We start from the raw sequence: 19,355 nt of genomic DNA on the forward strand, positions 1-19,355 counted from the left end.
GATCAGTCGTCAGTCGGCACCAGCACGCCGTCTGCACGGTAGCGGGCGATCAACAGCTCCCGGGGGCCCAGCGCTTCATGGCGGGCCGGCGTGAACGGCGGCGCGTAGTTCTTGATCAGTCCGCGATGCGACCGCACTTTTTCCAGGGCGTCGCGCACGGCCTTCCTGTCGGTGCTGCCCGCCAGGTTGATCGCCTTGGCCAGGATGTGCATCAGGTCGTAGGCATGCGCCACGCCCACCGGCCCGTGGATGTCTTCGATCCGGCGGACCGGCGATACCGTGGCGGCGCTGCGCATGAAGCGCTCGAGCTGCTGCTTGTCGGCCCTGAAGAAGGAAAAGGTCTGGATCACGGAGAAGTCCACCTCGTTCAGGGCCGGTCCGGCCTGCTTGGTGAACTCGCCGCCGGTAACGCCCCAGTGGCTCAGGACCGGGAGTCGATCCGCTTTCGGCAAGGCGGCCACTTCGCGCACCAGCACGGCCGCCTCGTCGTCGTTGGCGACCAGGACGATCGCCTGGGCGCCGGCGGCGCGCAGCGCCTTGTACTTGGCGATCAGGGTCTGGTCGCGCCAGTTGTACCAGGCGGTCTGCACGATCGCGACCTGCTTGTTTGCGGCCACGAATTTTTCAGCCGCGGCCAGGTTACTGCGTCCCCAGGAGGTATTTGTCAGGAGCAGTCCGACCCGCGCCAGTCCACGCTTGTGCGCCGTTTGCAGCAGCTTGGGCATGGCCAGGCTGTCACGCAGCGACAGCCGATAGACGTAATTGGGCCGCATGCCGTTATCGATGATCACGTCGGCCGACGACCAGGGCGCCAGGAACAGGGTCCGGGTCGCTTTCAGGATGGGCAGCTCTTCGATGATGACCGGACTGAAGCGGCCGCCGAACACGGCCACCAGATCGGGCATGCGCGCGAACTCTTCGATATTGCGGATGCCGCGGGCCGGAATCGAGCGGTGATCCCGGGTGACCAGCTCGACGGGCCTGCCGCCCAGCACGCCGCCGGCGCGGTTGATCTCGGCGATGGCCGTGCGCAGCCCCAGTTCGACGGCCTGCGCCGAGGTACTGTTATCCAGGCCGAACTCGGCATCGAGACCGACGCGTACCGGCATCGGCCGGGCCTCGGCGCCGGCGACCGCCAATGCGACCAACAAGACACTGGCCAGCATGCCGCGACATACCCTGCCCAAACGGGAAGCGATTGGATTCGACATCATGAGTACGAAAGAGATCGGATCAGCATTGTAATCGGCAAACTCTCGGGCAGGGAACGCAAGCTTGCCGGAGGCGAAGAAATGGTAGCACCGTACAACAGCGCCGCCCTATCAGATCGTCTTCAATGCTTTTCCCACGGCTCACGCATGGCAGTCGGCTGGCGCCGGTGGATCCCGCCCTGCGTGGTGAACCCGATCAGGCGCGCCACCACGGCCGCAAGGTACATCAGCCCGACCAGCATCTCGACGCTGCACAGCGCACGCGCATGCACGGTGAGCGGAATCACGTCGCCGATGCCGGTGCTCGACAGCAGCGCGAAGCTCAGGTAGTTCAGCTCGCTCCACGAGCGCGGCGCGTCGGCGTTGACGGCGGCCGCAAAGGTGCCGGGCTGCAGCTCCTGCACCATGAGGAACAGGTGCGTAAATCCCCAGGCCAGCAGCGTGAAGGTGGCGGCTGCGGCGAACAGCTCGTCGGTAGTGGCCTGGCGGTCGCCCATCATGTAGGCGACTAGGCTGCCGGCGGCATAGAAGTAGAACAGCGCTTCCAGCGCCGACGACCACGGCAGCAGCTCGCTGCGCATGTCGAGGAAGCTCTGCAGCGCCAGCAGGATCACGATCGGCACCGCCAGCGCCACGCTGACCCAGGTTTCGCCGGGCGTGCGCCGCACCATGCGGATGGTCAGCGCCAGCACCAGCACGCCGAACACGTTCAAGGCCGCTTGCCCGGCCGGCGCCTTTTCGATGAAGGGATACAGCAGCATGCCGAGCAGCTGCACCAGCAGCAGGATGGCGGACGGGTGGCGGCGGGTATGGATGAGCAGGCGCAGCGGTCGCATGGTTGGCGGTATGTGGTTGTCAAGGCTGCTATTGTAGGTTCAGGCCTGCCTGAACAGCGCGCAGAATTCGCGCACCGCCGCGGCTGGATCCGGCGCCGCATACACGCTCGTGATCGCCGCCACCATGGCCGCACCGCGCCGCACCAGCGGTGCCGCGTTTGCCGGGGTCATGCCGCCGATGACCACCAGCGGCAGCGACACGCGGTCGCGCCATACCTCGACCAGTTCCGGCGGCGTCACGAAGCTGTACTTCTTGACCGGCGAGGGATAGAAGCCGCCGAAGGCGACATAGCTGGCGCCGGCCTGCCGGGCCAGCTCGGCCAGCTTCAGGTCGCCGTAGCAGGAGGCGCCCACGATCTTGCCCGGTCCGAGCAGCGCGCGCGCCTCGGCCACCGGCGCATCCGTGCCGCCCAGGTGCACGCCGTCGGCGCCGAGCGACAGGCACTGGTCGAGGTGGTCGTTGATGACGAGCGGCCGGCCGTGTTCGCGGCACAGCGCCAGCAGCGCTTCGCCCTGCTCGGCGCGCAGGGCCGGGCTGGCCGTCTTGTGGCGGTACTGCACCAGCGCGGCGCCGGCCGTCAGGGCGCTGTCGGTGACGGCGAGCAGGGCTTCGGTGTCGTCCCAGTCCGGGGTGACGAGGTACAGGCCTCGCATGAAATGCTTGTCCACGATGGTCCTTTACTGGCTCAATGGGGTTGGAGGATGCGGCGCGGGATGCGCTGCCCGGGGGCGATCCGGAAGGCATGCGCCAGGGTCTGGTGGCAGTAGTCCAGCGCGGACTCGAGCGCGTCGTGCATGCTGTCGCCCAGGGCGAGGCGCGCTGCGATCGCGGCGGCCAGGGTACAGCCGCTGCCGTGGTAGCTGTGCGGCAGGCGCGGCGTGCGCCAGGCGCGCTGTTCCACGCCGCTCCGCAGCCAGCGGTTGACGACGACGCTGCCCTCGCCATGGCCGCCGGTGAGCAGCACGTGCTCGCAGGGTACGGCGCCCAGGGCCTGGGCTTCCAGCAGGTTCGGCACCAGCACGGTGCCAAGCGGCAGCAGCTCGGCCAGCGCGGCGACGGCGTCGCCCTGGCCGAGCGGGTCGCCATGGCCGCTCGCCAGCACCGGGTCGAGCACCACCGGCAGTCTCGGGTCGGCCGCGCGCAGCCGGCGCAGCAGGCCGGCGATGGCCGCTGCGTTCGCGCGGCTGCCGGGGATGCCGATCTTCACCGCGTCGATGCTGCAGGTAGCGGCCAGGGCCTCGGCCTGGCGCAGGACCAGGCCGGGGTCGACCGGCTGCACCTCGTACACGCGGTTGTTGTCCTGCACGGTGATGGCCGTCGCCACCGGCAGCGCATGGCCGCCGAGCGCGCCGATGGCGGCGATGTCCGCCGCCAGGCCAGCCCCGCCGCCGGGGTCGAGCCCCGCGAACACGAGCACGGTCGGCACCATCAGGTGGCCAGCCCCTGCAGCGGCGACGAGGGCGAGGCCGCGAAGCGTTTCGGCATGCGTCCGGCAAGATGGGCTTCGCGCCCGGCGATCACGGCATGGCGCATCGCGCGCGCCATGCGCACCGGGTCGCTCGCCGCGGCGATCGCCGTGTTCATCAGCACGCCGTCGCAGCCGAGCTCCATGGCGATGGCCGCATCCGAGGCCGTGCCGACGCCGGCGTCGACCAGCACCGGCACCGTCGCCTGCTCGATGATGAGCGACAGGTTCCACGGGTTGAGGATGCCCATGCCCGAGCCGATCAGCGAGGCCAGCGGCATCACGGCCACGCAGCCGATCTCCTGCAGGAGCCTGGCCTGCACCGGATCGTCGCTGCAATACACCATCACGTCGAAGCCGTCGCGCACCAGGGTTTCCGCCGCCTTGAGCGTTTCCGGCATTTGCGGGAACAGGGTCTTTTCGTCGCCCAGCACCTCGAGCTTGACCAGCTTGCGCCCGCCGAGCAGCTCGCGCGCCATCTGCAGCGTGTACACGGCGTCCTTCGCGCTGTAGCAGCCGGCCGTGTTGGGCAGGATGGTGAATTCGTCCGGCGGGAGCACGTCGAGCAGGCTCGGTGCGTTCGGGTCCTGGCCGATGTTCACGCGGCGGATCGCCACCGTGACGATCTCGGCGCCCGCGGCCAGGGTGGCCTCGCGGGTTTGCTCCAGGTCGCGGTACTTGCCGCTGCCGACCAGCAGGCGCGAGGCATACTGGCGGCCGGCGATGGTCAGGAAATCAGTGTCTGGCATTGCGTTCATTCTCACATTCCTTCTATGGCGTAGGGTGGTCGGCTTGCCCGACCGCGCGTTCAACTCACGCATGCTCCGTCGCGGCGCATACCGGAGCTGAACGCGCGGTCGGCGGAGCCGGCTACGCGCCCCGGACCACCCTACGAAAATCGTCATTCATCCGCCGCCGATGGCGCGCACGATGTCCACCCGGTCCCGGGCCTGCAGGCGCCGCTCCGGCCACTGCGGGCGCGGCACCACTTCGCGGTTGACGGCGACCGCCACCGCCTGTCCGGCCAGGCCGAGCCGGCCGGCCAGGTCCAGCAGCGACACGCCGGACGGCGCGCTGTACGGGGCGCCGTTCAGTTCGAGCTCGATCATCACACCTCCCGGTAGAGCTTGGCGCCGCCGCGCACGAACTCGATCGCCTTTTCTTCCATGCCCTTCGCCAGCGCGGCGCCCTCCTCCACGCCCTCCCTGGCCGCGTACTCGCGCACTTCCTGGGTGATCTTCATCGAGCAGAAGTGCGGCCCGCACATCGAGCAGAAATGGGCCACCTTGGCGGAATCCTTGGGCAGGGTCTCGTCGTGGAAGGCGCGCGCCTTGTCCGGGTCCAGGCCCAGGTTGAACTGGTCTTCCCAGCGGAACTCGAAGCGCGCTTTCGACAGCGCGTTGTCGCGCATCTGCGCGCCCGGATGACCCTTGGCCAGGTCGGCCGCGTGGGCCGCGATCTTGTAGGTGATGATGCCGTCCTTGACGTCCTGTTTGTCTGGAAGGCCGAGGTGCTCCTTGGGGGTGACGTAGCACAGCATGGCGGTGCCGTACCAGCCGATGGTGGCGGCGCCGATGCCGGAGGTGATGTGGTCGTAGCCGGGCGCGATGTCGGTAGTCAGCGGCCCCAGGGTGTAGAACGGCGCTTCGCTGCACTGTTCCAGCTGCAGGTCCATGTTCTCCTTGATCAGGTGCATCGGCACGTGGCCGGGGCCCTCGATCATGGTCTGCACGTCGTGCTTCCAGGCGATCTGCGTCAGCTCGCCCAGGGTCGTCAATTCGGCCAGCTGGGCTTCGTCGTTGGCGTCGTAGATCGAGCCGGGCCGCAGGCCGTCGCCCAGGCTGAACGACACGTCGTAGGCCTTCATGATCTCGCAGATCTCCTCGAAATGCGTGTACAGGAAGGACTCCCGATGATGCGCCAGGCACCACTTGGCCATGATCGAGCCGCCGCGCGAGACGATCCCGGTCAGGCGCTTCGCCGTCATCGGCACATAGGCCAGACGCACCCCCGCGTGGATGGTGAAGTAGTCGACGCCCTGCTCGGCCTGTTCGATGAGGGTGTCGCGGTAGATGTCCCAGGTGAGCTCCTCGGCCTTGCCGCCGACCTTTTCCAGCGCCTGGTAGATCGGCACCGTCCCGATCGGCACCGGCGAATTCCGAATGATCCATTCGCGCGTCTCGTGGATGTGCTTGCCGGTGGACAGGTCCATCACGTTGTCCGCGCCCCAGCGGATCGCCCAGGTCATCTTTTCCACTTCCTCGCCGATCGAGGAGGTGACCGCCGAGTTGCCGATGTTGGCGTTGATCTTCACCAGGAAGTTGCGGCCGATGATCATCGGTTCGATTTCCGGGTGGTTGATGTTGGCGGGGATGATGGCGCGGCCGCGCGCTACTTCCTGGCGCACGAACTCGGGCGTGATCTCTTGCGGGATGCTGGCCCCGAAGGACTGGCCCGGGTGCTGGCGCGACAGCAGGCCGGCCATGCGCGCACCGACCGGTCCGGAGTCAAGCAGCGTGGCCAGGTATTCCTTGCGGCGCAGGTTTTCGCGCAGGGCGACGAATTCCATCTCCGGCGTCACGATGCCCCGGCGCGCGTAGTGCATCTGGGTGACGTTGCGCCCGGCGCGTGCGCGGCGCGGCGTGCGCTGCAGCTCGAAGCGCAGCGCGGTCAATCCCGGGTCGCGCAGGCGCGCCTTGCCGTAGTCGGAGGTGGGGCCGGCCAGCTCCTCGGTATCGCCGCGCTCGAGGATCCATGGCAGGCGCGGCGTACCGAGGCCGCGGCGGATGTCGATGCTGGCCGCCGGGTCGGTGTACGGGCCCGAGGTATCGTAGACGAACAGCGGCGGATTGGCTTCGCCGCCGAAGCTGTCAGGCGTGGGCGACAGCGAGATTTCGCGCATCGGCACGCGGACATCGGGCCGGCTGCCTTCGATGTAGACCTTGCGGGAATTCGGGAAGGGTTCGATGGCCGCCTGGTCGACCGTGGCGGTCGCGGCTTCGAACAGGGGTTTGGCAGTGAGTGGTGCGTTCATGTGGCTCCTTTGCGGAGCCAGCAAAGGAGTGTGCCAGGTACGGCCGCGCAGGCGCATGTGCGCCCTGGGCTGTGTGCTGACTGCTTCCCTTCGCTGGCATTATCCAGATCAGGTTCGGAGGGTATTTCTCACCCGCGTGTCACATTCGCGACAGCAGGACCCCTAGCGTGTGCCGCGCCCGGCTTCCCGGAACGCAGCGCGGCGGATTATAGCGCCATCTACTCTATAATGGTTCTTTTCGCACAATTTTTCGCTACCACACTATGGAACTTGCCAAGTCTTTCGAGCCCGCAGACATTGAACAATACTGGCGCACCGAGTGGGAACAGCGCGGTTACTTCACCGCCACCATGGAAGACGGCAAGCCGTCGTTCAGCATCCAGCTGCCGCCGCCGAACGTGACCGGCACCCTGCACATGGGCCATGCCTTCAACCAGACCGTCATGGACGGCCTGACCCGCTACTACCGCATGCGCGGCTACAACACCGCCTGGATCCCGGGCACCGACCACGCCGGCATCGCCACCCAGATCGTGGTGGAGCGCCAGCTCGACGCCCAGAAGATCTCGCGCCACGACCTGGGCCGCGAAGCCTTCGTCGAGAAGGTCTGGGAGTGGAAGGAAAAGTCGGGCAACACCATCACCGGGCAGATGCGCCGCATGGGCGCCTCGGCGGACTGGAAGCGCGAATACTTCACGATGGACGAGAGCCGCACGAAAACCGTGGCGGAAGTCTTCGTGCGCCTGTATGAACAGGGCCTGATCTACCGCGGCAAGCGCCTGGTCAACTGGGACCCGGTGCTGGGCACGGCGGTCTCCGACCTGGAAGTCGATTCGCAGGAAGAAGACGGCTCGATGTGGTACATCAAGTATCCCCTGGCCGACGGCTCGGGCCACCTGACGGTCGCCACCACCCGCCCTGAAACCCTGCTGGGCGACGTCGCCGTCGCCGTGGACCCGACCGACGAACGCTACGCGAGCCTGGTCGGCAAGCTGCTCACCCTGCCGCTGACCGGCCGCCAGATCCCGGTGATCGCCGACAGCTACGTGGACAAGGAATTCGGCACCGGCTGCGTGAAGATCACGCCGGCCCACGACTTCAACGACTACGCGGTCGGCCAGCGCGCCAAGCTCGCGCCGATCAACATCTTCACGCTGGACGCCAAAATCAACGAGAACGGCCCGAGCCAGTACCAGGGCCTGGACCGCTTCGCCGCGCGCAAGCAGATCGTCGCCGACCTGGACGCGCAAGGCCTGCTGGCCGAGGTCAAGCCGCACAAGCTGATGGTGCCGCGCGGCGACCGCACCGGCGTCGTCATCGAGCCGATGCTCACCGACCAGTGGTTCGTCGCCATGAGCAAGCCGGCGCCGGAAGGCACGTTCAACCCGGGCAAGTCGATCACCGACGTCGCGCTGGAAAAGGTCGCCAGCGGCGAGATCAAGTTCGTGCCCGAGAACTGGACCACTACCTACAACCAGTGGCTGGGCAACATCCAGGACTGGTGCATCTCGCGCCAGCTGTGGTGGGGCCACCGCATCCCGGCCTGGTACGCCGAAGACGGCCAGATCGTGGTCGCGCGCGACGACGCCGAAGCACAGGAAAAGGCGAAGGCACAAGGCATCACGGGCGCGTTGCGCCGCGACGACGACGTGCTGGATACCTGGTTCTCCTCGGCCCTGGTGCCCTTCTCGACCATGGGCTGGCCGGAAGACACCCCGGACATGAAGCACTTCCTGCCGTCCTCGGTGCTGGTGACCGGCTTCGACATCATCTTCTTCTGGGTCGCCCGCATGGTGATGATGACGACCCACTTCACCGGCAAGGTGCCGTTCGAGACCGTGTACGTGCACGGCCTGGTGCGCGACTCGCAAGGCCAGAAGATGTCCAAGTCGAAGGGCAACACGCTCGACCCGATCGACCTGATCGACGGCATCGACATCGAATCGCTGGTTGCCAAGCGCACCACCGGCCTGATGGACCCGCGCGCCGCGGACAAGATCGCCAAGGCCACCCGCAAGGAATTCCCGGAAGGGATCCCGGCCTTCGGCACCGACGCCGTGCGCTTCACCATGGCGAGCTACGCTTCGCTTGGCCGCAACATCAACTTCGACCTTGGCCGCTGCGAGGGCTACCGCAACTTCTGCAACAAGCTGTGGAACGCGACCCGCTTCGTGATGATGAACACGGAAGGCAAGGATTGCGGGCAGCCGAATCCGGAAGACCTGTCGCAGGCCGACCGCTGGATCATCTCCCTGCTGAACCGCGTCGAACTCGATATCGCCCGGGGCTTTGCCGACTACCGCTTCGACAACATCGCCAGCAACATCTACAACTTCGTCTGGTACGAGTACTGCGACTGGTACCTGGAACTGGCCAAGGTCTCGGTCCAGCAGGGCACGGAAGCGCAGCAGCGCGCCACCCGCCACACCCTGCTGCGCGTGCTGGAAGTGGTGCTGCGCCTGGCGCACCCGATCATTCCTTTCGTGACCGAAGCCCTGTGGCAGGCGATCGCGCCGATGGCGGGCAAAGGGTTGGGCGAAAACCGCGACAGCATCATGCTGCAGCCCTACCCGCTGGCCGACACTTCGTTCGTGAGCGAAGAGGCGGAAGCCTGGATGGAGCAGCTCAAGGCCCTGATCGACGCCACCCGCAACCTGCGCGGCGAGATGTCGCTGTCGCCGTCGGTGCGCGTGCCGCTGATCGTCGAACCGGGCAATGCGGAAGACCGTGCACGCATGGCGGTGTTCGCGCCCTACATCCAGGCGCTGGGCAAGCTGGCCGAGGTGCAGATCGTCGATGCGCTGCCGGAATCGCCGGCCGCCGTGTCGATCGTCGGCACCACCAAGCTGATGCTGAAGGTCGAGATCGACGTCGCCGCCGAGCGCGAGCGCCTGTCGAAGGAGATCGCGCGCCTGCAGGGCGAGATCGCCAAGGCCAGCGGCAAGCTGTCCAACGAAAGCTTCGTCGCCCGCGCCCCGGCCGCCGTGGTGGAGCAGGAAAAGGAACGCGTTGCCAGCTTCTCGGCGACGCTGGCCAAGATGCAGGAGCAGCTGGCGAAACTGCCGGCGGCCTGAGCCTCATGAAAAACGCGGCCTTGGCCGTAATGCCGTTTAGATAAAGCTAGGGTGGCCGGGTTTCCCGGCCGCGCGTTCAACTCAAATATGCTCCGCCACAGAGCATCTGTGAGCTGAACGCGCGGTCGGCAGAGCCGACCACCCTACATTTTTACGCTAACTGAACGGCATTACGGCCTTGGCCGTGCTTTTTTTTTGCAGGGTGGGCGGCTCTACCCTGCAGCTCGAACATCGGTACCGCAGGCGCCGCCCACGCGGTGATCGTTGGCGGCAAGATCATCGAGCCCGAGATCGGTACCTCTGGCGCTCACCGCGTGGGCGGGAAGACCCGCCCACGCTACCGGTCTCGCCGGACAGCAGATGCATGCGCGCTGCCCAGCCGCTCCACTGCCCCCACCACCTCCTTGCGCGCCGCCTCGCAGTCCAGCTTCGCCATCTGCTGCATGCTCATGCCCTTGCCAATGTCTTCTGCCACCAGGTAGCCCAGGTAGTAACCGCGCCGCGCCGGCAGGCCGCTGGCGCTGGTGGTGTACCCCTGGAACAGGCTCCGCATGGCTGCCGGGTCGCTGCTCTCCAGCTTCGCCTGCAGGTCCTCGAAGGCGGCGCCGATCTGCGCCTGCGTGTCCGCCACCAGGTTCCTCGGGATATCCAGCAGCAATTCTGCATTGTTCGCCCCAGGATTCATCCGCTTCGACACATAGGTTGCCAGCCCCTCTTCCCACAGGGAGGTCCAGACCTGCCGCGTCTCGCATCCCATGGTGTGGTAGTCGTGAAACAGTTCGTGGTGGAAGAAGGCGGTTTCGTCGCCATTGCCATGCGCCCGCACCATCACGTCGGCGCCGAACACGAAATACTGCTTGCCGTCCAGGGTACGCGTGCCGCCGTCCATCTCGCTCAGGGAATGGAGGAACCAGATGTCGGTGGTGGCCGCATAGTCCGGGAATTCCTCGCGGAAGCGGGCGATGTGCCCGGGCAGGCCACGTGTGAAGCCGGCGACCTTTTCCATATAAGCCGTGCGGATCGCCGGAAACTCGGCAAAGGCCTTGAGGTACTGGGCGTCGCGCTGCTGCTCGCTCACCTTGCCCTGGTAGCGCTGGGGTCCGTAGAACTGCGGGAATCGCGGCACGATCGTCTCGCGGAACTCTTTCGCCGCCGCTTCCGGCTTGCCGGCGTGACGGTCGGCCACCTGCTGGAAGGCGGTAGCCAGGTCGTGCACTTTCATCGCGTGGACGGCGGCCGGCTCGGCTGCGCCGGCGCAAGGGGCGGATAGTGCGGCCGACATCGAGATCAGGAAGGCAAGGGATTTCACGGTAAGCGGGTCTTCGAGGGAAAGAAGCATTGTATTGGCGCGCAGGCAGCCGGATTATCACCAACTGTCACCCCGGTGGCGTGGCGGCGCGTGGCGCTTGTCGCGATTGGAGGGATTCCTCGGATTCCCCTGTCCACTTGGTGAACACTGTTTGCTACACTCTGCCATACCCAATAACGATTCTGGAGACCCAAGATGCGACACTTGAAGAAGGCTGCCCTGATTGCCACGATGCTTGCGATGCCCCTGGTGGCGATGGCGCAGAACGCCTCGCCGGTGGGCGTGTGGAAAACGATCGACGACGAGACCGGCAAACCGAAGTCTCTGGTGCGCATCACCGAAGAAGGCGGCGCCCTGACCGGCAAGATCGAAAAACTGTTCCGCCCGGCGGACCAGGACCAGAACCCGAAATGCACGGCCTGCGAAGGCGCGCGCAAGGACCAGCCGATCATCGGCATGACCATCCTGTCGGGCCTCAAGAAGGACGGGAACGAGTACACCGGCGGCGAGATCCTCGACCCTTCCAAGGGCAAGACCTACAAGAGCAAGGCTACCCTGAAGGACAACGGCAGCAAGCTCGAAGTGCGCGGCTACATCGGCGCGCCGATGTTCGGCCGTTCGCAGACCTGGGTCCGCGAACAGTAAGCGTCATCGGGACGGGCGCGGCATGATCGGGATTCCCCGATCGTGCCGGCTGCTCCTGCTCCGGGCAAGGCAGGGCCGGCCGCAGACCCGGCCTCTCCTCTACCTTGCCTTCGGCGCCACCGCACTCGCGGCCTCCTCCGCTCTCCCCAGCTCTTTTCCAGCACCGTCAAACACGGGTAGCGCCAGGCGCGCGCCACAAAAATTGTAATTTCGCTATCTTTCGTACAGATGAGTTGCATGCCAACGAACTGAACGAGGAACCGAATGATCTTCTTGCGTCTTACCTGCCTGCTGGCCGGCATCCTGGTACTGCTTGTGCCGGCCGTTCTGTACCCGAACGGCGCCCTGAACGTGGCCAGGTCGGCCGCCATGCTGGCAGGACTGCTGCTGTCCGCCGCGAGCTTCTTCTTCATCGGCCTGGCCGGCCAACGCATCAAGCGCTCGCCCGTGCTGGGCCGCCTGTGCGCCGTGCTGCTGCTGGCGCCCTTCCTGTTCGCCGCGGTCACGCTATGGCGCAGCACAGAACCGTCGGCCCTGTGGATCAGCGGGACCCTGCTGAGCTTTACGATGATCGTATCGGTGGCGCTGTATGGTCTGCTCCAACAGCGGCCGGGCGGACGCCAGATGCGCTCGCGCGACGGCGGCTCCCCTCTGCCGGCGCTGGGACGCCGTTAAGGCTGCAGGCGCCGCTACAGCCAGCCGGCGTCGCGCGCCATGCGGTAGGCCTCGACCCGGTTCGCCGCATGGAGCTTGCTGATCGCCTCGGACAGGTAGTTGCGCACCGTTCCCTCGGACAGGTGCACCTGGCGCGCGATGTCGGCGCTGGAGCGCCCCTCCCCCGCCAGGCGCAGCACCTGGCGTTCGCGCTCGGTGAGCGGGTCCTCGCCGCCGCTCCAGCTCTCCATCGCCAGCTCGGGCGCGATCGCCCGACCGCCGCCGTGCACGGCGCGAATCGCGGCCGCCAGCGCATCCACCGGCGCGTCCTTCAGCAGGTAGCCGCGCACGCCCGCTTCGAGGGCGCGGCGCAGGTAGCCGCTGCGCCCGAAGGTCGTCACCACGATCAGCCTGGGCGGCAGGCGGCGCTCCTTCAGTTGCGCCGCCAGCTCCAGCCCGGTCATCAGGGGCATCTCGATGTCGGTCAGGACGATGTCGGGCTGCAGCCGCTCGCACATGTCGAGCGCCTCCCTGCCGTTGGTGGCGGCGCCGACGACCTCGAAGTCGGGTTCGAGCCTGAGCAGCGCGGCCAACGCGCCGAGGACGAGGGTCTGGTCTTCGGCCAGCAGGATGCGGATCATGGGGCGGTTCCCGGTGCGACTGCGGCAGGGACGCGCAGTTCGAGTTCAAGGCCGGCCCGGGCGCGCAGCGCCAGCCTGCCGCCGACCGACTGCGCCCGTTCGCGCATGCCGCTCAAGCCGTTTCCGTGGCGGATGTCGGCGTCGCTGCGCGCCTTGCCGTCATCCAGGATGCGCAGCACGGCCACGCCATGTTCCAGCTCCAGCGACACGCTGCAGCGGCGCGCGCCGGCATGGCGCACCACGTTGGTGACGGCTTCGCGCAGCGCCAGCGCCAGCACGTTCTCCGCCGCCGGCGCCAGCGCGAAGCGTTCCACCTTCTCGTCCAGCCGCACATCCGCTGCCGCCAGGCTCGCGCGTGCGCTCGCCAGCGCATGGGCCAGGCCCTTCTCGCGGTAACCCGTCACCGCGGCGCGCACTTCGGCCAGGGCCTGGCGCGCGCTGGTCTCGATGTCGCCCACCTCGCGGGCGCAGGCGTCGAGGTCGCGGTGCACCAGCTTGCGGGCCAGCTCGGCCTTCAGGGCGATCAGCGACAGCGAATGCCCGAGCAGGTCGTGCAGGTCGCGCGAGATGCGTTCGCGCTCGGCGATGGTGGCCATATGCTCGACCTCTTCCTGCTTGCGCAGCAGCTCCTGGCGCGAGCGGCGCAGGCGCGCATCCATGAAGGCGCCCATGCCCACCGGCAGGCCGGCGGTCAGCAGCGGCATCAGGAACACGAAACGCATCTGCGAGTTCGTGAGTTGCAGCGAAGCCAGCAGGCCGACCGCGATCACGCCGGCGATCGCCATCATCGCATGCTGGAAACGCACGATCCGGGCCGCCATCGCGCAGGCAAAGATGAAGAAGGTGGCGGCGCCGACGTTCCAGCGCACCCAGGCGGCGCCGAGCAGGCAACCGGCCAGCATGCAGGCGAACACCTGCCAGCCGCGCGCCCAGTAGCTGGCGAGATACAGCGGCACGAACACCGCCAGCGTCAGCGCCAGCATCGCCAGCTCCAGCGAACAGGGCGGAACATAGACGTACTTCCAGCCCATGTAGGCCAGGCTCAGCAGCCAGAAGTACGGCATCCTGCCCTGTTCCGGCGGGAGCCAGGGCCCCGCCAGGATCTGCTTGATCTGGTTCATGTCCTATCGCGGCATTGATTAGTTTGCCGCGAGGCGCACGTCGGCGATCTCGAAGCGGTAGTCGCCCGGCTGCGGCCCGGCGTTGAATCCTAACATGGTGATCGCCGCCGGATCGATGCCTTTGAGTTCGCTGAAGGGAATCGCCACCTCGGTCCATTCGGGGCCGGCGGTGAAGCTTTTCGCACCCGGCATCTGCACGCCCTGCGACATCGCCATCAGCTGGTAGGCCTTGCCGTCGCCGCGCACCTTGAAGCGCACCACCTTGGCGGCGCTCAGGTTCGCCGGCTGCATCGGCTGGCTGCCGGGCATGAAGGCCACGCCGGCCCAGGCGAAGGGCAGGCCCGGCGCCACCTTGGCGTCGATCGCCAGCGGCACCTGGCCGTCGCGCAGTGCCGGCCCCGCCGCCAGCTTCACGGTCGACTTGCCGCCGGCGAAGCTGTCGGTGGACGGTCCCCATCCCATGCCGAAGGGACTGCCCAGGCGCTTGTCGCTGAACTGGCTGATGCGGCCGTCGGCCGGCAGGGCCTGGCCGGGAGCGTTCTGCGCTTCCCGCGCGGCCTTGGCCACCAGCTGGCGCTGGCCGTCGCGCAGGCCGTTGGCGCTCTCGCCATCCTTCCAGACTTCCACGATGCGGCGGGTGGCCAGGATGTCGCTGGCGGGGTTGCCCTCGACCAGCAGCAGGTCGGCCTTGTAGCCCTTGTCGATGCGGCCGCGCTGGCCGAGTCTGAAGGCTTTCGCCGGCGCGCTGGTGGCGGCGGTCAGCGCCTGCGACGGGCTCAATCCCGCTTCCACCAGGGCCGCCAGTTCGCGGTGCATGCTGATGCCGTACTGGGTGCCGGGGTTGCCGGCGTCGGTCCCGGCCAGCACCGGCACGCCGGCCTTGACCATGGCGGCCGTCACCGCCTTGGGCGCCGCCAGGATGGCCGGCTTCACGGCGTTGCCGTAGCGCGCCTTGAGCGGGGCCTGCGCGTCCTTGTCGAGCAGCGCGGCGAAGTCCGGGTTGGCCAGCAGGTCGTCGCCGCGCAAAGCCGCCATGCTCTCCAGTACCGCGAAGGTCGGGATCACGAAGGCGCCGCGGCTGCGCGCCAGCTTCGCCAGTCCCTCGGCATCGGCCGCGTCGCCGGTGAACAGGTGCACCAGGCCGTCGGCGCCGGCGTCGAGCACGGCGCGCGCATCCTTCTCATTGCTGATATGGACCACCGCCAGCTTGCCGCGCTTGTGGGCGGCCTCGATCACGGCCCTGGTGGTCGCCAGGTCGAGCGACTTGAAGCCATAGCCGCCTTCCATGACGATCTTGATGAAGTCCGAGCCTTCGGCGATGCGGGCGTCGACGAAGGCCTGGGCGTCTTCCGGTTTCGTGATGGTGGGGATGGCGATGCCGAACTGGGTGCCGTGGCCGCCCGGCGCGGTGACCAGGGTGCCGGCCGAGAACAGGTCGGCATGCCTTGCGTTGCCTCCCGCGGCCATCGCCGCCTTGGCCTTCTTCATCGACGGGATGTCGGTGAACATGTCGATCTGCGTGGTCACGCCGAACAGCACCGGCAGTTCGTGCGCGCGGAAGGCGTGCGTGTGGGCGTCGATCAGGCCCGGCAACAGCGTGCGGCCGGCGCCGCTGACCACGCGCGCGCCCGCCGGGACGGCGCCGCGGAAGTCGGCGTCGACGATCACACCCTTGTCGAACAGGACCGAGCGGCGCTCGTGCACGCGCTCGCCGTCGAACACGCGCACGTCCTGCACCAGGGTCGGGGCGGCGGAGGCGGACGCGGCCAGCAGCAGGATGGCGGCGCTGGACAGGGTGGTCAGGACGGTGGACTTCATGGTTTCCTCGCAGGGGTGAATGTGCAGCCAGTATGCGGAAAAGCCGATGGCGCCGATAGAGGCAGGCGCCATCGGTTTGTCATGACAATTGTCATGCGGGCCCGGAAGCCACTGTGACTCCCCTTGCCGCTCCGCGCGGCGACCTGCCGCCTGAGGCTTCGTCTTTCTCTCGATCAGCTCAGCAAGCAGCCTGACCCGCATTTGCCCCTCCTTTCGTGAAGCGCTAGCGGCTCAACAGCGGCGTTTCGCTCTCGCGGTGGTAAAGTTGTCCGCCCCTCAGGGGCGCTATCGCGGATCAGGCTGACGAATGCTATTCTTGAACGAGGTCTCGAGCAGTAAGCCGCTACAATGATGCCTGGAGGCCACGCATCGCCGCGATTCGCCGTACATCTGGGATACGGAACACGGCCGACATTTCTCATGAGCTTATTCCTGCTTAGAAAAAACGCTCCAATCCTGCTCGCGCTTGGGACCCTCCTCCTGTCTCTCGCATCGACGTATGTCGCATGGACGCTGGCAAGTCAGGAAGCGGTGCGGCTCAACGAAACGGAGTTCAGTTTCGAAGTGCGGCAAGCTGTCCGGCGCATCGAGCAACGCATGACAACCTACGAGGGCGCCGCGCGCAGCACCCAGGCTTTTCTGCTCGGTTCCACCAAGGTGAACCGTGCGGACTTCAGCCTCTTTGTCGCTTCATTGCGTCTGCAAGAGAAATTTCCTGGAATTCAGGGGATCGCGCTGGTCGAGGTCATCGCTCCAGCGCGCTTGGCCGAGCATGTAGCAGCGATGCGGCGCGAAGGCTTGAGCGGCTACCGCATCACTCCCGCGGGCGAACGACACCTCTATTCATCGATCATCCAGATCGAGCCATTCACGGGCCTGAACCTGCGTGCGCTTGGTTTCGACATGCTGTCGGAGCCGAACCGTCGCGCCGCAATGGAGCGCGCCCGCGATACCGGGTATGCGGCTGCATCGGGCAAGGTACGACTGATCCAGGAAGATGGCAGGAACGTGCAGTCCGGCCTGGTCATGTATCTGCCTGTCTACCAGCGCGGTATGCCGACGGACAGCGTCGCGCAGCGTCGCCAGAGCCTGGCTGGATGGATCGGTGCGCCGTTCCGGATGGACGATCTCATGGCCGGCCTGGGGGGAGAACGGTCGGGAGACATCATGCTCGCCATTTACGACGGTACGGCTGTCTCCGAGGAGTCGCGCCTGTATTCCTCCCGCCTGATGCACACGCCCAGGCTGTCTCCGCCCCGATTCCGCGTCGTCAAGCAGATATCGGTCGCGGGCCGTCCATGGACGCTCGACATCCAGTCGTCCCCAGCATTCGAGCAACGCATTGTCACCGACCGTCCCCGGCTCATCGCGATCATCGGCAGTGCGCTGAGCACGATGATCGCCCTGCTCGTGTGGTTGCTGGCCTCGGGACGCAAGCGCGCGCTATCGCTGGCAAGGGAAATGACGCACCAGTTGCGCGAAAGCGAATTCCGGTGGAAATATGCGCTGGAAGGCGCCGGCGACGGCGTGTGGGACTGGAACATCGCCACCGGCGACGTGTTCTATTCGGAGCAATGGAAGACCATGCTCGGCTACCAGGGCAAGGAGATCGGCAACAGCCTTTCCGAATGGGAGTCCCGGATCCATCCTGACGACCTCTCCGCCACGAGGGCGCACATGCAGCGCTATCTGGAAAGTACGGAGGGACCACTACTGGCCCAGTTCCGCCTGCGCTGCAAGGATGGAAGCTGGAAATGGATCGTCACCCGGGGCGCTGCCGTCAGCCGGGACCAGGTGGGCAAGCCGCTACGGCTCATCGGTACCCATACCGACATTACCGATTCAAAACACGATGAACAGGCTTTGCAGGCCGCCAATGAGCGATTGCGAGAGGAACAGCACCGGATCAAGGTGATTCTGAAGCATTCCCACGATGCATTCGTTGCCGTGCTTCCCGACGGAACAATTCACGACTGGAATGCCAAGGCTGAGGAACTGTTTGGCTGGACGGCCTGCGAAGCGATCGGCAAGGACCTGGCTAGCATGATCATCCCGGAGCAGTTTCGAGCGCAGCACAATGCTGGATTCCAACGATTCGTGGGGACAGGTAGAGCGGCAGGAAACATTGTTGAACTCGAAGCCTTGCATCGTACCGGCCGCTTGATTCCCGTCGAACTTGCGTTCGCAGGCGTACCCCAGGGTTCTGGCTATATCGTCACGGCTTTCATACGAAATATCAGCGAACGCAAAGCGGCGCAGCAACTCGACACGGAGCGCAGTCGAGCACTCGAGGAGGCCCGAAACGCACTTCATCATGCGCAAAAGCTGGAAGCAGTAGGCAAGCTTACTGGAGGCGTCGCGCACGATTTCAACAACGTCTTGCAGGTCATTACAGGCAACCTGGCCTTGTTGCAGATGCACGCTCGCGACGACGCCGGGATGCAGAAGCGGCTGGAAAGCATCAGGGGCGCAGTCCAGCGCGGCGCCAAACTGTCTTCACAACTGCTCGCCTTCGCGCGCCGCCAGCCACTGCAACCGGTTGCGGTGAATATCATGCGGCTCCTGCAAAATATGGAGGACTTATTGCAGCGCGCTCTTGGAGAGACTGTAAAGTTTTATCTGTTCTCCGAAGAGGGCCTCTGGAATACACAGGTGGACCCGGGGCAGTTCGAGAACGTGATCCTGAACCTGGCGATCAATGCGCGTGATGCGATGCCGGCTGGGGGAGAACTGAGGATCAGTCTCGGCAACGCCTGCCTGGACGAAGCCGATGCGCATAGACGCCCTGGTCTTTCAGCGGGGGAATACGTCATCCTCTCCATGACGGATACCGGGGCGGGCATGAGTCCCGAAGTCATGGCGCAGGCGTTCGAACCCTTTTTCACGACCAAGCCGGTCGGTCAGGGGACAGGGCTCGGCTTGAGCATGGCGTATGGCATGGTCAAGCAAAGCAATGGCCATATCGAGATTTCCAGCACACTCGGTCGCGGTACGACCGTGACGATTTATCTGCCGCGAACTCATCAACTTGAAAATCCGGCTGTATCGCCGGTGGCGCTGGCAGTAGCAACAGGCAGTGAAACCATCCTCGTTGTCGAAGACGACGAGGATGTCCGCCTTTCAGTCGTGGCCAACCTGTCGATGCTCGGATACCAGGTCCTGCAGGCGTCCGACGGTGAAGGTGGACTCCATATCCTGGAAAGCGGCGCCCACGTCGATTTGCTGTTCAGTGATGTGGTGATGCCGGGCAGCGTTACCGGGCCGGAACTGGCAGCGCGCGCCAAGGTCCTGCAACCGGACCTGGCTGTCTTGTTTACCTCGGGCTATACACGAGATGCGCTCACGACCGACGGACGGCTCAGGGAAGGAGTCCAGTTGCTCAGCAAGCCGTATGATCAAAAACAGCTGGCGCAACGGATCCGTGAGGTGTTGGGAGGATAAGCGCGGTTACGCAGGAACGACAATGTACGCAGGAACGACAATGGCGCCGATCGATGCGGGCGCCGTCAAGCCCCCATGACGAAGGCCTTGCGCCCTCCTGCCGGA

The 19,355-nt window shown here is 66.1% G+C and carries 15 protein-coding genes and 1 riboswitch; of the genes, 4 read left to right on the forward strand and 11 right to left on the reverse strand.

The window, feature by feature from the left end; all coding sequences use genetic code 11:
• Positions 1–2 precede the first annotated feature (2 nt).
• From AC56KL_RS11510 to thiC, 7 genes are all read right to left on the reverse strand, one after another.
• Complete coding sequence (locus AC56KL_RS11510) at positions 3–1,166, reverse strand: ABC transporter substrate-binding protein (RefSeq protein ID WP_497180293.1); 1,164 nt, start codon at positions 1,164–1,166, stop codon at positions 3–5.
• Positions 1,167–1,333: 167 nt separating this feature from the next.
• Positions 1,334–2,047 carry an ion channel gene (locus tag AC56KL_RS11515; protein ID WP_497180294.1) on the reverse strand — a complete coding sequence of 238 codons (714 nt, stop codon included), beginning with the start codon at positions 2,045–2,047 and terminating at the stop codon, positions 1,334–1,336.
• Between the two features lie 39 nt (positions 2,048–2,086).
• Positions 2,087–2,701 (reverse strand): thiamine phosphate synthase, encoded by a 615-nt coding sequence (thiE, locus tag AC56KL_RS11520; protein WP_497180417.1) that lies wholly within the window; start codon positions 2,699–2,701, stop codon positions 2,087–2,089.
• A gap of 32 nt (positions 2,702–2,733) precedes the next feature.
• A complete protein-coding gene (gene thiD / locus AC56KL_RS11525) occupies positions 2,734–3,477 on the reverse strand; it encodes a bifunctional hydroxymethylpyrimidine kinase/phosphomethylpyrimidine kinase (protein ID WP_497180295.1) in 744 nt (247 codons plus the stop codon).
• Positions 3,477–4,271 (reverse strand): thiazole synthase, encoded by a 795-nt coding sequence (locus AC56KL_RS11530; protein ID WP_497180296.1) that lies wholly within the window; start codon positions 4,269–4,271, stop codon positions 3,477–3,479. The genes thiD and AC56KL_RS11530 overlap by 1 nt, the downstream gene beginning before the upstream one ends.
• Before the next feature lie 147 nt (positions 4,272–4,418).
• A complete protein-coding gene (gene thiS / locus AC56KL_RS11535) occupies positions 4,419–4,622 on the reverse strand; it encodes a sulfur carrier protein ThiS (protein WP_497180297.1) in 204 nt (67 codons plus the stop codon).
• Entirely contained in the window at positions 4,622–6,547 is a 1,926-nt protein-coding gene (gene thiC, locus AC56KL_RS11540; RefSeq protein ID WP_497180298.1) for a phosphomethylpyrimidine synthase ThiC, read from the reverse strand. The genes thiS and thiC overlap by 1 nt, the downstream gene beginning before the upstream one ends.
• A gap of 68 nt (positions 6,548–6,615) precedes the next feature.
• A riboswitch (TPP riboswitch) is annotated at positions 6,616–6,721 on the reverse strand.
• 89 nt (positions 6,722–6,810) lie between these two features.
• Here thiC and AC56KL_RS11545 point away from each other — a divergent pair.
• Entirely contained in the window at positions 6,811–9,621 is a 2,811-nt protein-coding gene (locus AC56KL_RS11545) for a valine--tRNA ligase (RefSeq protein ID WP_497180299.1), read from the forward strand.
• A gap of 337 nt (positions 9,622–9,958) precedes the next feature.
• Here the strand turns inward: AC56KL_RS11545 and AC56KL_RS11550 are convergent, their stop codons facing one another.
• Positions 9,959–10,960: a hypothetical protein gene (locus tag AC56KL_RS11550; RefSeq protein ID WP_497180300.1), complete on the reverse strand. Its 1,002-nt coding sequence runs from the start codon at positions 10,958–10,960 to the stop codon at positions 9,959–9,961.
• A 165-nt stretch (positions 10,961–11,125) separates the two neighbouring features.
• Here AC56KL_RS11550 and AC56KL_RS11555 point away from each other — a divergent pair, with 165 nt between their 5' ends.
• Together AC56KL_RS11555 and AC56KL_RS11560 are read left to right on the forward strand one after the other, a co-directional pair.
• Positions 11,126–11,575 (forward strand): DUF2147 domain-containing protein, encoded by a 450-nt coding sequence (locus AC56KL_RS11555; protein ID WP_497180301.1) that lies wholly within the window; start codon positions 11,126–11,128, stop codon positions 11,573–11,575.
• Between the two features lie 264 nt (positions 11,576–11,839).
• Positions 11,840–12,250: a hypothetical protein gene (locus AC56KL_RS11560; protein ID WP_497180302.1), complete on the forward strand. Its 411-nt coding sequence runs from the start codon at positions 11,840–11,842 to the stop codon at positions 12,248–12,250.
• A gap of 14 nt (positions 12,251–12,264) precedes the next feature.
• On the opposite strand, the gene AC56KL_RS11565 is transcribed toward AC56KL_RS11560, so the two are convergent.
• Genes AC56KL_RS11565 through AC56KL_RS11575 form a run of 3 tightly spaced genes read right to left on the reverse strand, consistent with a single transcriptional unit; the run spans position 12,265 to position 15,809 of the window.
• Positions 12,265–12,870: a response regulator transcription factor gene (locus AC56KL_RS11565; RefSeq protein ID WP_497180303.1), complete on the reverse strand. Its 606-nt coding sequence runs from the start codon at positions 12,868–12,870 to the stop codon at positions 12,265–12,267.
• The gene (locus tag AC56KL_RS11570; RefSeq protein ID WP_497180304.1) at positions 12,867–13,991 is read right to left on the reverse strand and encodes a sensor histidine kinase; all 1,125 of its coding nucleotides are present in this window, start codon (positions 13,989–13,991) and stop codon (positions 12,867–12,869) included. The genes AC56KL_RS11565 and AC56KL_RS11570 overlap by 4 nt, the downstream gene beginning before the upstream one ends.
• Before the next feature lie 18 nt (positions 13,992–14,009).
• Positions 14,010–15,809 (reverse strand): CIA30 family protein, encoded by a 1,800-nt coding sequence (locus AC56KL_RS11575; protein WP_497180305.1) that lies wholly within the window; start codon positions 15,807–15,809, stop codon positions 14,010–14,012.
• 420 nt (positions 15,810–16,229) lie between these two features.
• On the opposite strand from AC56KL_RS11575, the gene AC56KL_RS11580 reads away from it, so the two are divergent.
• Positions 16,230–19,250 carry a CHASE domain-containing protein gene (locus AC56KL_RS11580; RefSeq protein ID WP_497180306.1) on the forward strand — a complete coding sequence of 1,007 codons (3,021 nt, stop codon included), beginning with the start codon at positions 16,230–16,232 and terminating at the stop codon, positions 19,248–19,250.
• Positions 19,251–19,355: the final 105 nt, after the last annotated feature.

It is taken from the genome of Telluria sp. ZB4P34 (assembly GCF_059686055.1).

Excerpts from the sequence above, each read along its gene's own strand:
- AC56KL_RS11510 (WP_497180293.1), bottom strand. The coding sequence starts at position 1,166 with ATGCTGGCCAGTGTCTTGTTGGTCGCATTGGCGGTCGCCGGCGCCGAG.
- AC56KL_RS11515 (WP_497180294.1), bottom strand. The coding sequence starts at position 2,047 with ATGCGACCGCTGCGCCTGCTCATCCATACCCGCCGCCACCCGTCCGCC.
- thiE (WP_497180417.1), bottom strand. The coding sequence starts at position 2,701 with ATGCGAGGCCTGTACCTCGTCACCCCGGACTGGGACGACACCGAAGCC.
- thiD (WP_497180295.1), bottom strand. The coding sequence starts at position 3,477 with ATGGTGCCGACCGTGCTCGTGTTCGCGGGGCTCGACCCCGGCGGCGGG.
- AC56KL_RS11530 (WP_497180296.1), bottom strand. The coding sequence starts at position 4,271 with ATGAACGCAATGCCAGACACTGATTTCCTGACCATCGCCGGCCGCCAG.
- thiS (WP_497180297.1), bottom strand. The coding sequence starts at position 4,622 with ATGATCGAGCTCGAACTGAACGGCGCCCCGTACAGCGCGCCGTCCGGC.
- thiC (WP_497180298.1), bottom strand. The coding sequence starts at position 6,547 with ATGAACGCACCACTCACTGCCAAACCCCTGTTCGAAGCCGCGACCGCC.
- AC56KL_RS11545 (WP_497180299.1), top strand. The coding sequence starts at position 6,811 with ATGGAACTTGCCAAGTCTTTCGAGCCCGCAGACATTGAACAATACTGG.
- AC56KL_RS11550 (WP_497180300.1), bottom strand. The coding sequence starts at position 10,960 with ATGCTTCTTTCCCTCGAAGACCCGCTTACCGTGAAATCCCTTGCCTTC.
- AC56KL_RS11555 (WP_497180301.1), top strand. The coding sequence starts at position 11,126 with ATGCGACACTTGAAGAAGGCTGCCCTGATTGCCACGATGCTTGCGATG.
- AC56KL_RS11560 (WP_497180302.1), top strand. The coding sequence starts at position 11,840 with ATGATCTTCTTGCGTCTTACCTGCCTGCTGGCCGGCATCCTGGTACTG.
- AC56KL_RS11565 (WP_497180303.1), bottom strand. The coding sequence starts at position 12,870 with ATGATCCGCATCCTGCTGGCCGAAGACCAGACCCTCGTCCTCGGCGCG.
- AC56KL_RS11570 (WP_497180304.1), bottom strand. The coding sequence starts at position 13,991 with ATGAACCAGATCAAGCAGATCCTGGCGGGGCCCTGGCTCCCGCCGGAA.
- AC56KL_RS11575 (WP_497180305.1), bottom strand. The coding sequence starts at position 15,809 with ATGAAGTCCACCGTCCTGACCACCCTGTCCAGCGCCGCCATCCTGCTG.
- AC56KL_RS11580 (WP_497180306.1), top strand. The coding sequence starts at position 16,230 with ATGAGCTTATTCCTGCTTAGAAAAAACGCTCCAATCCTGCTCGCGCTT.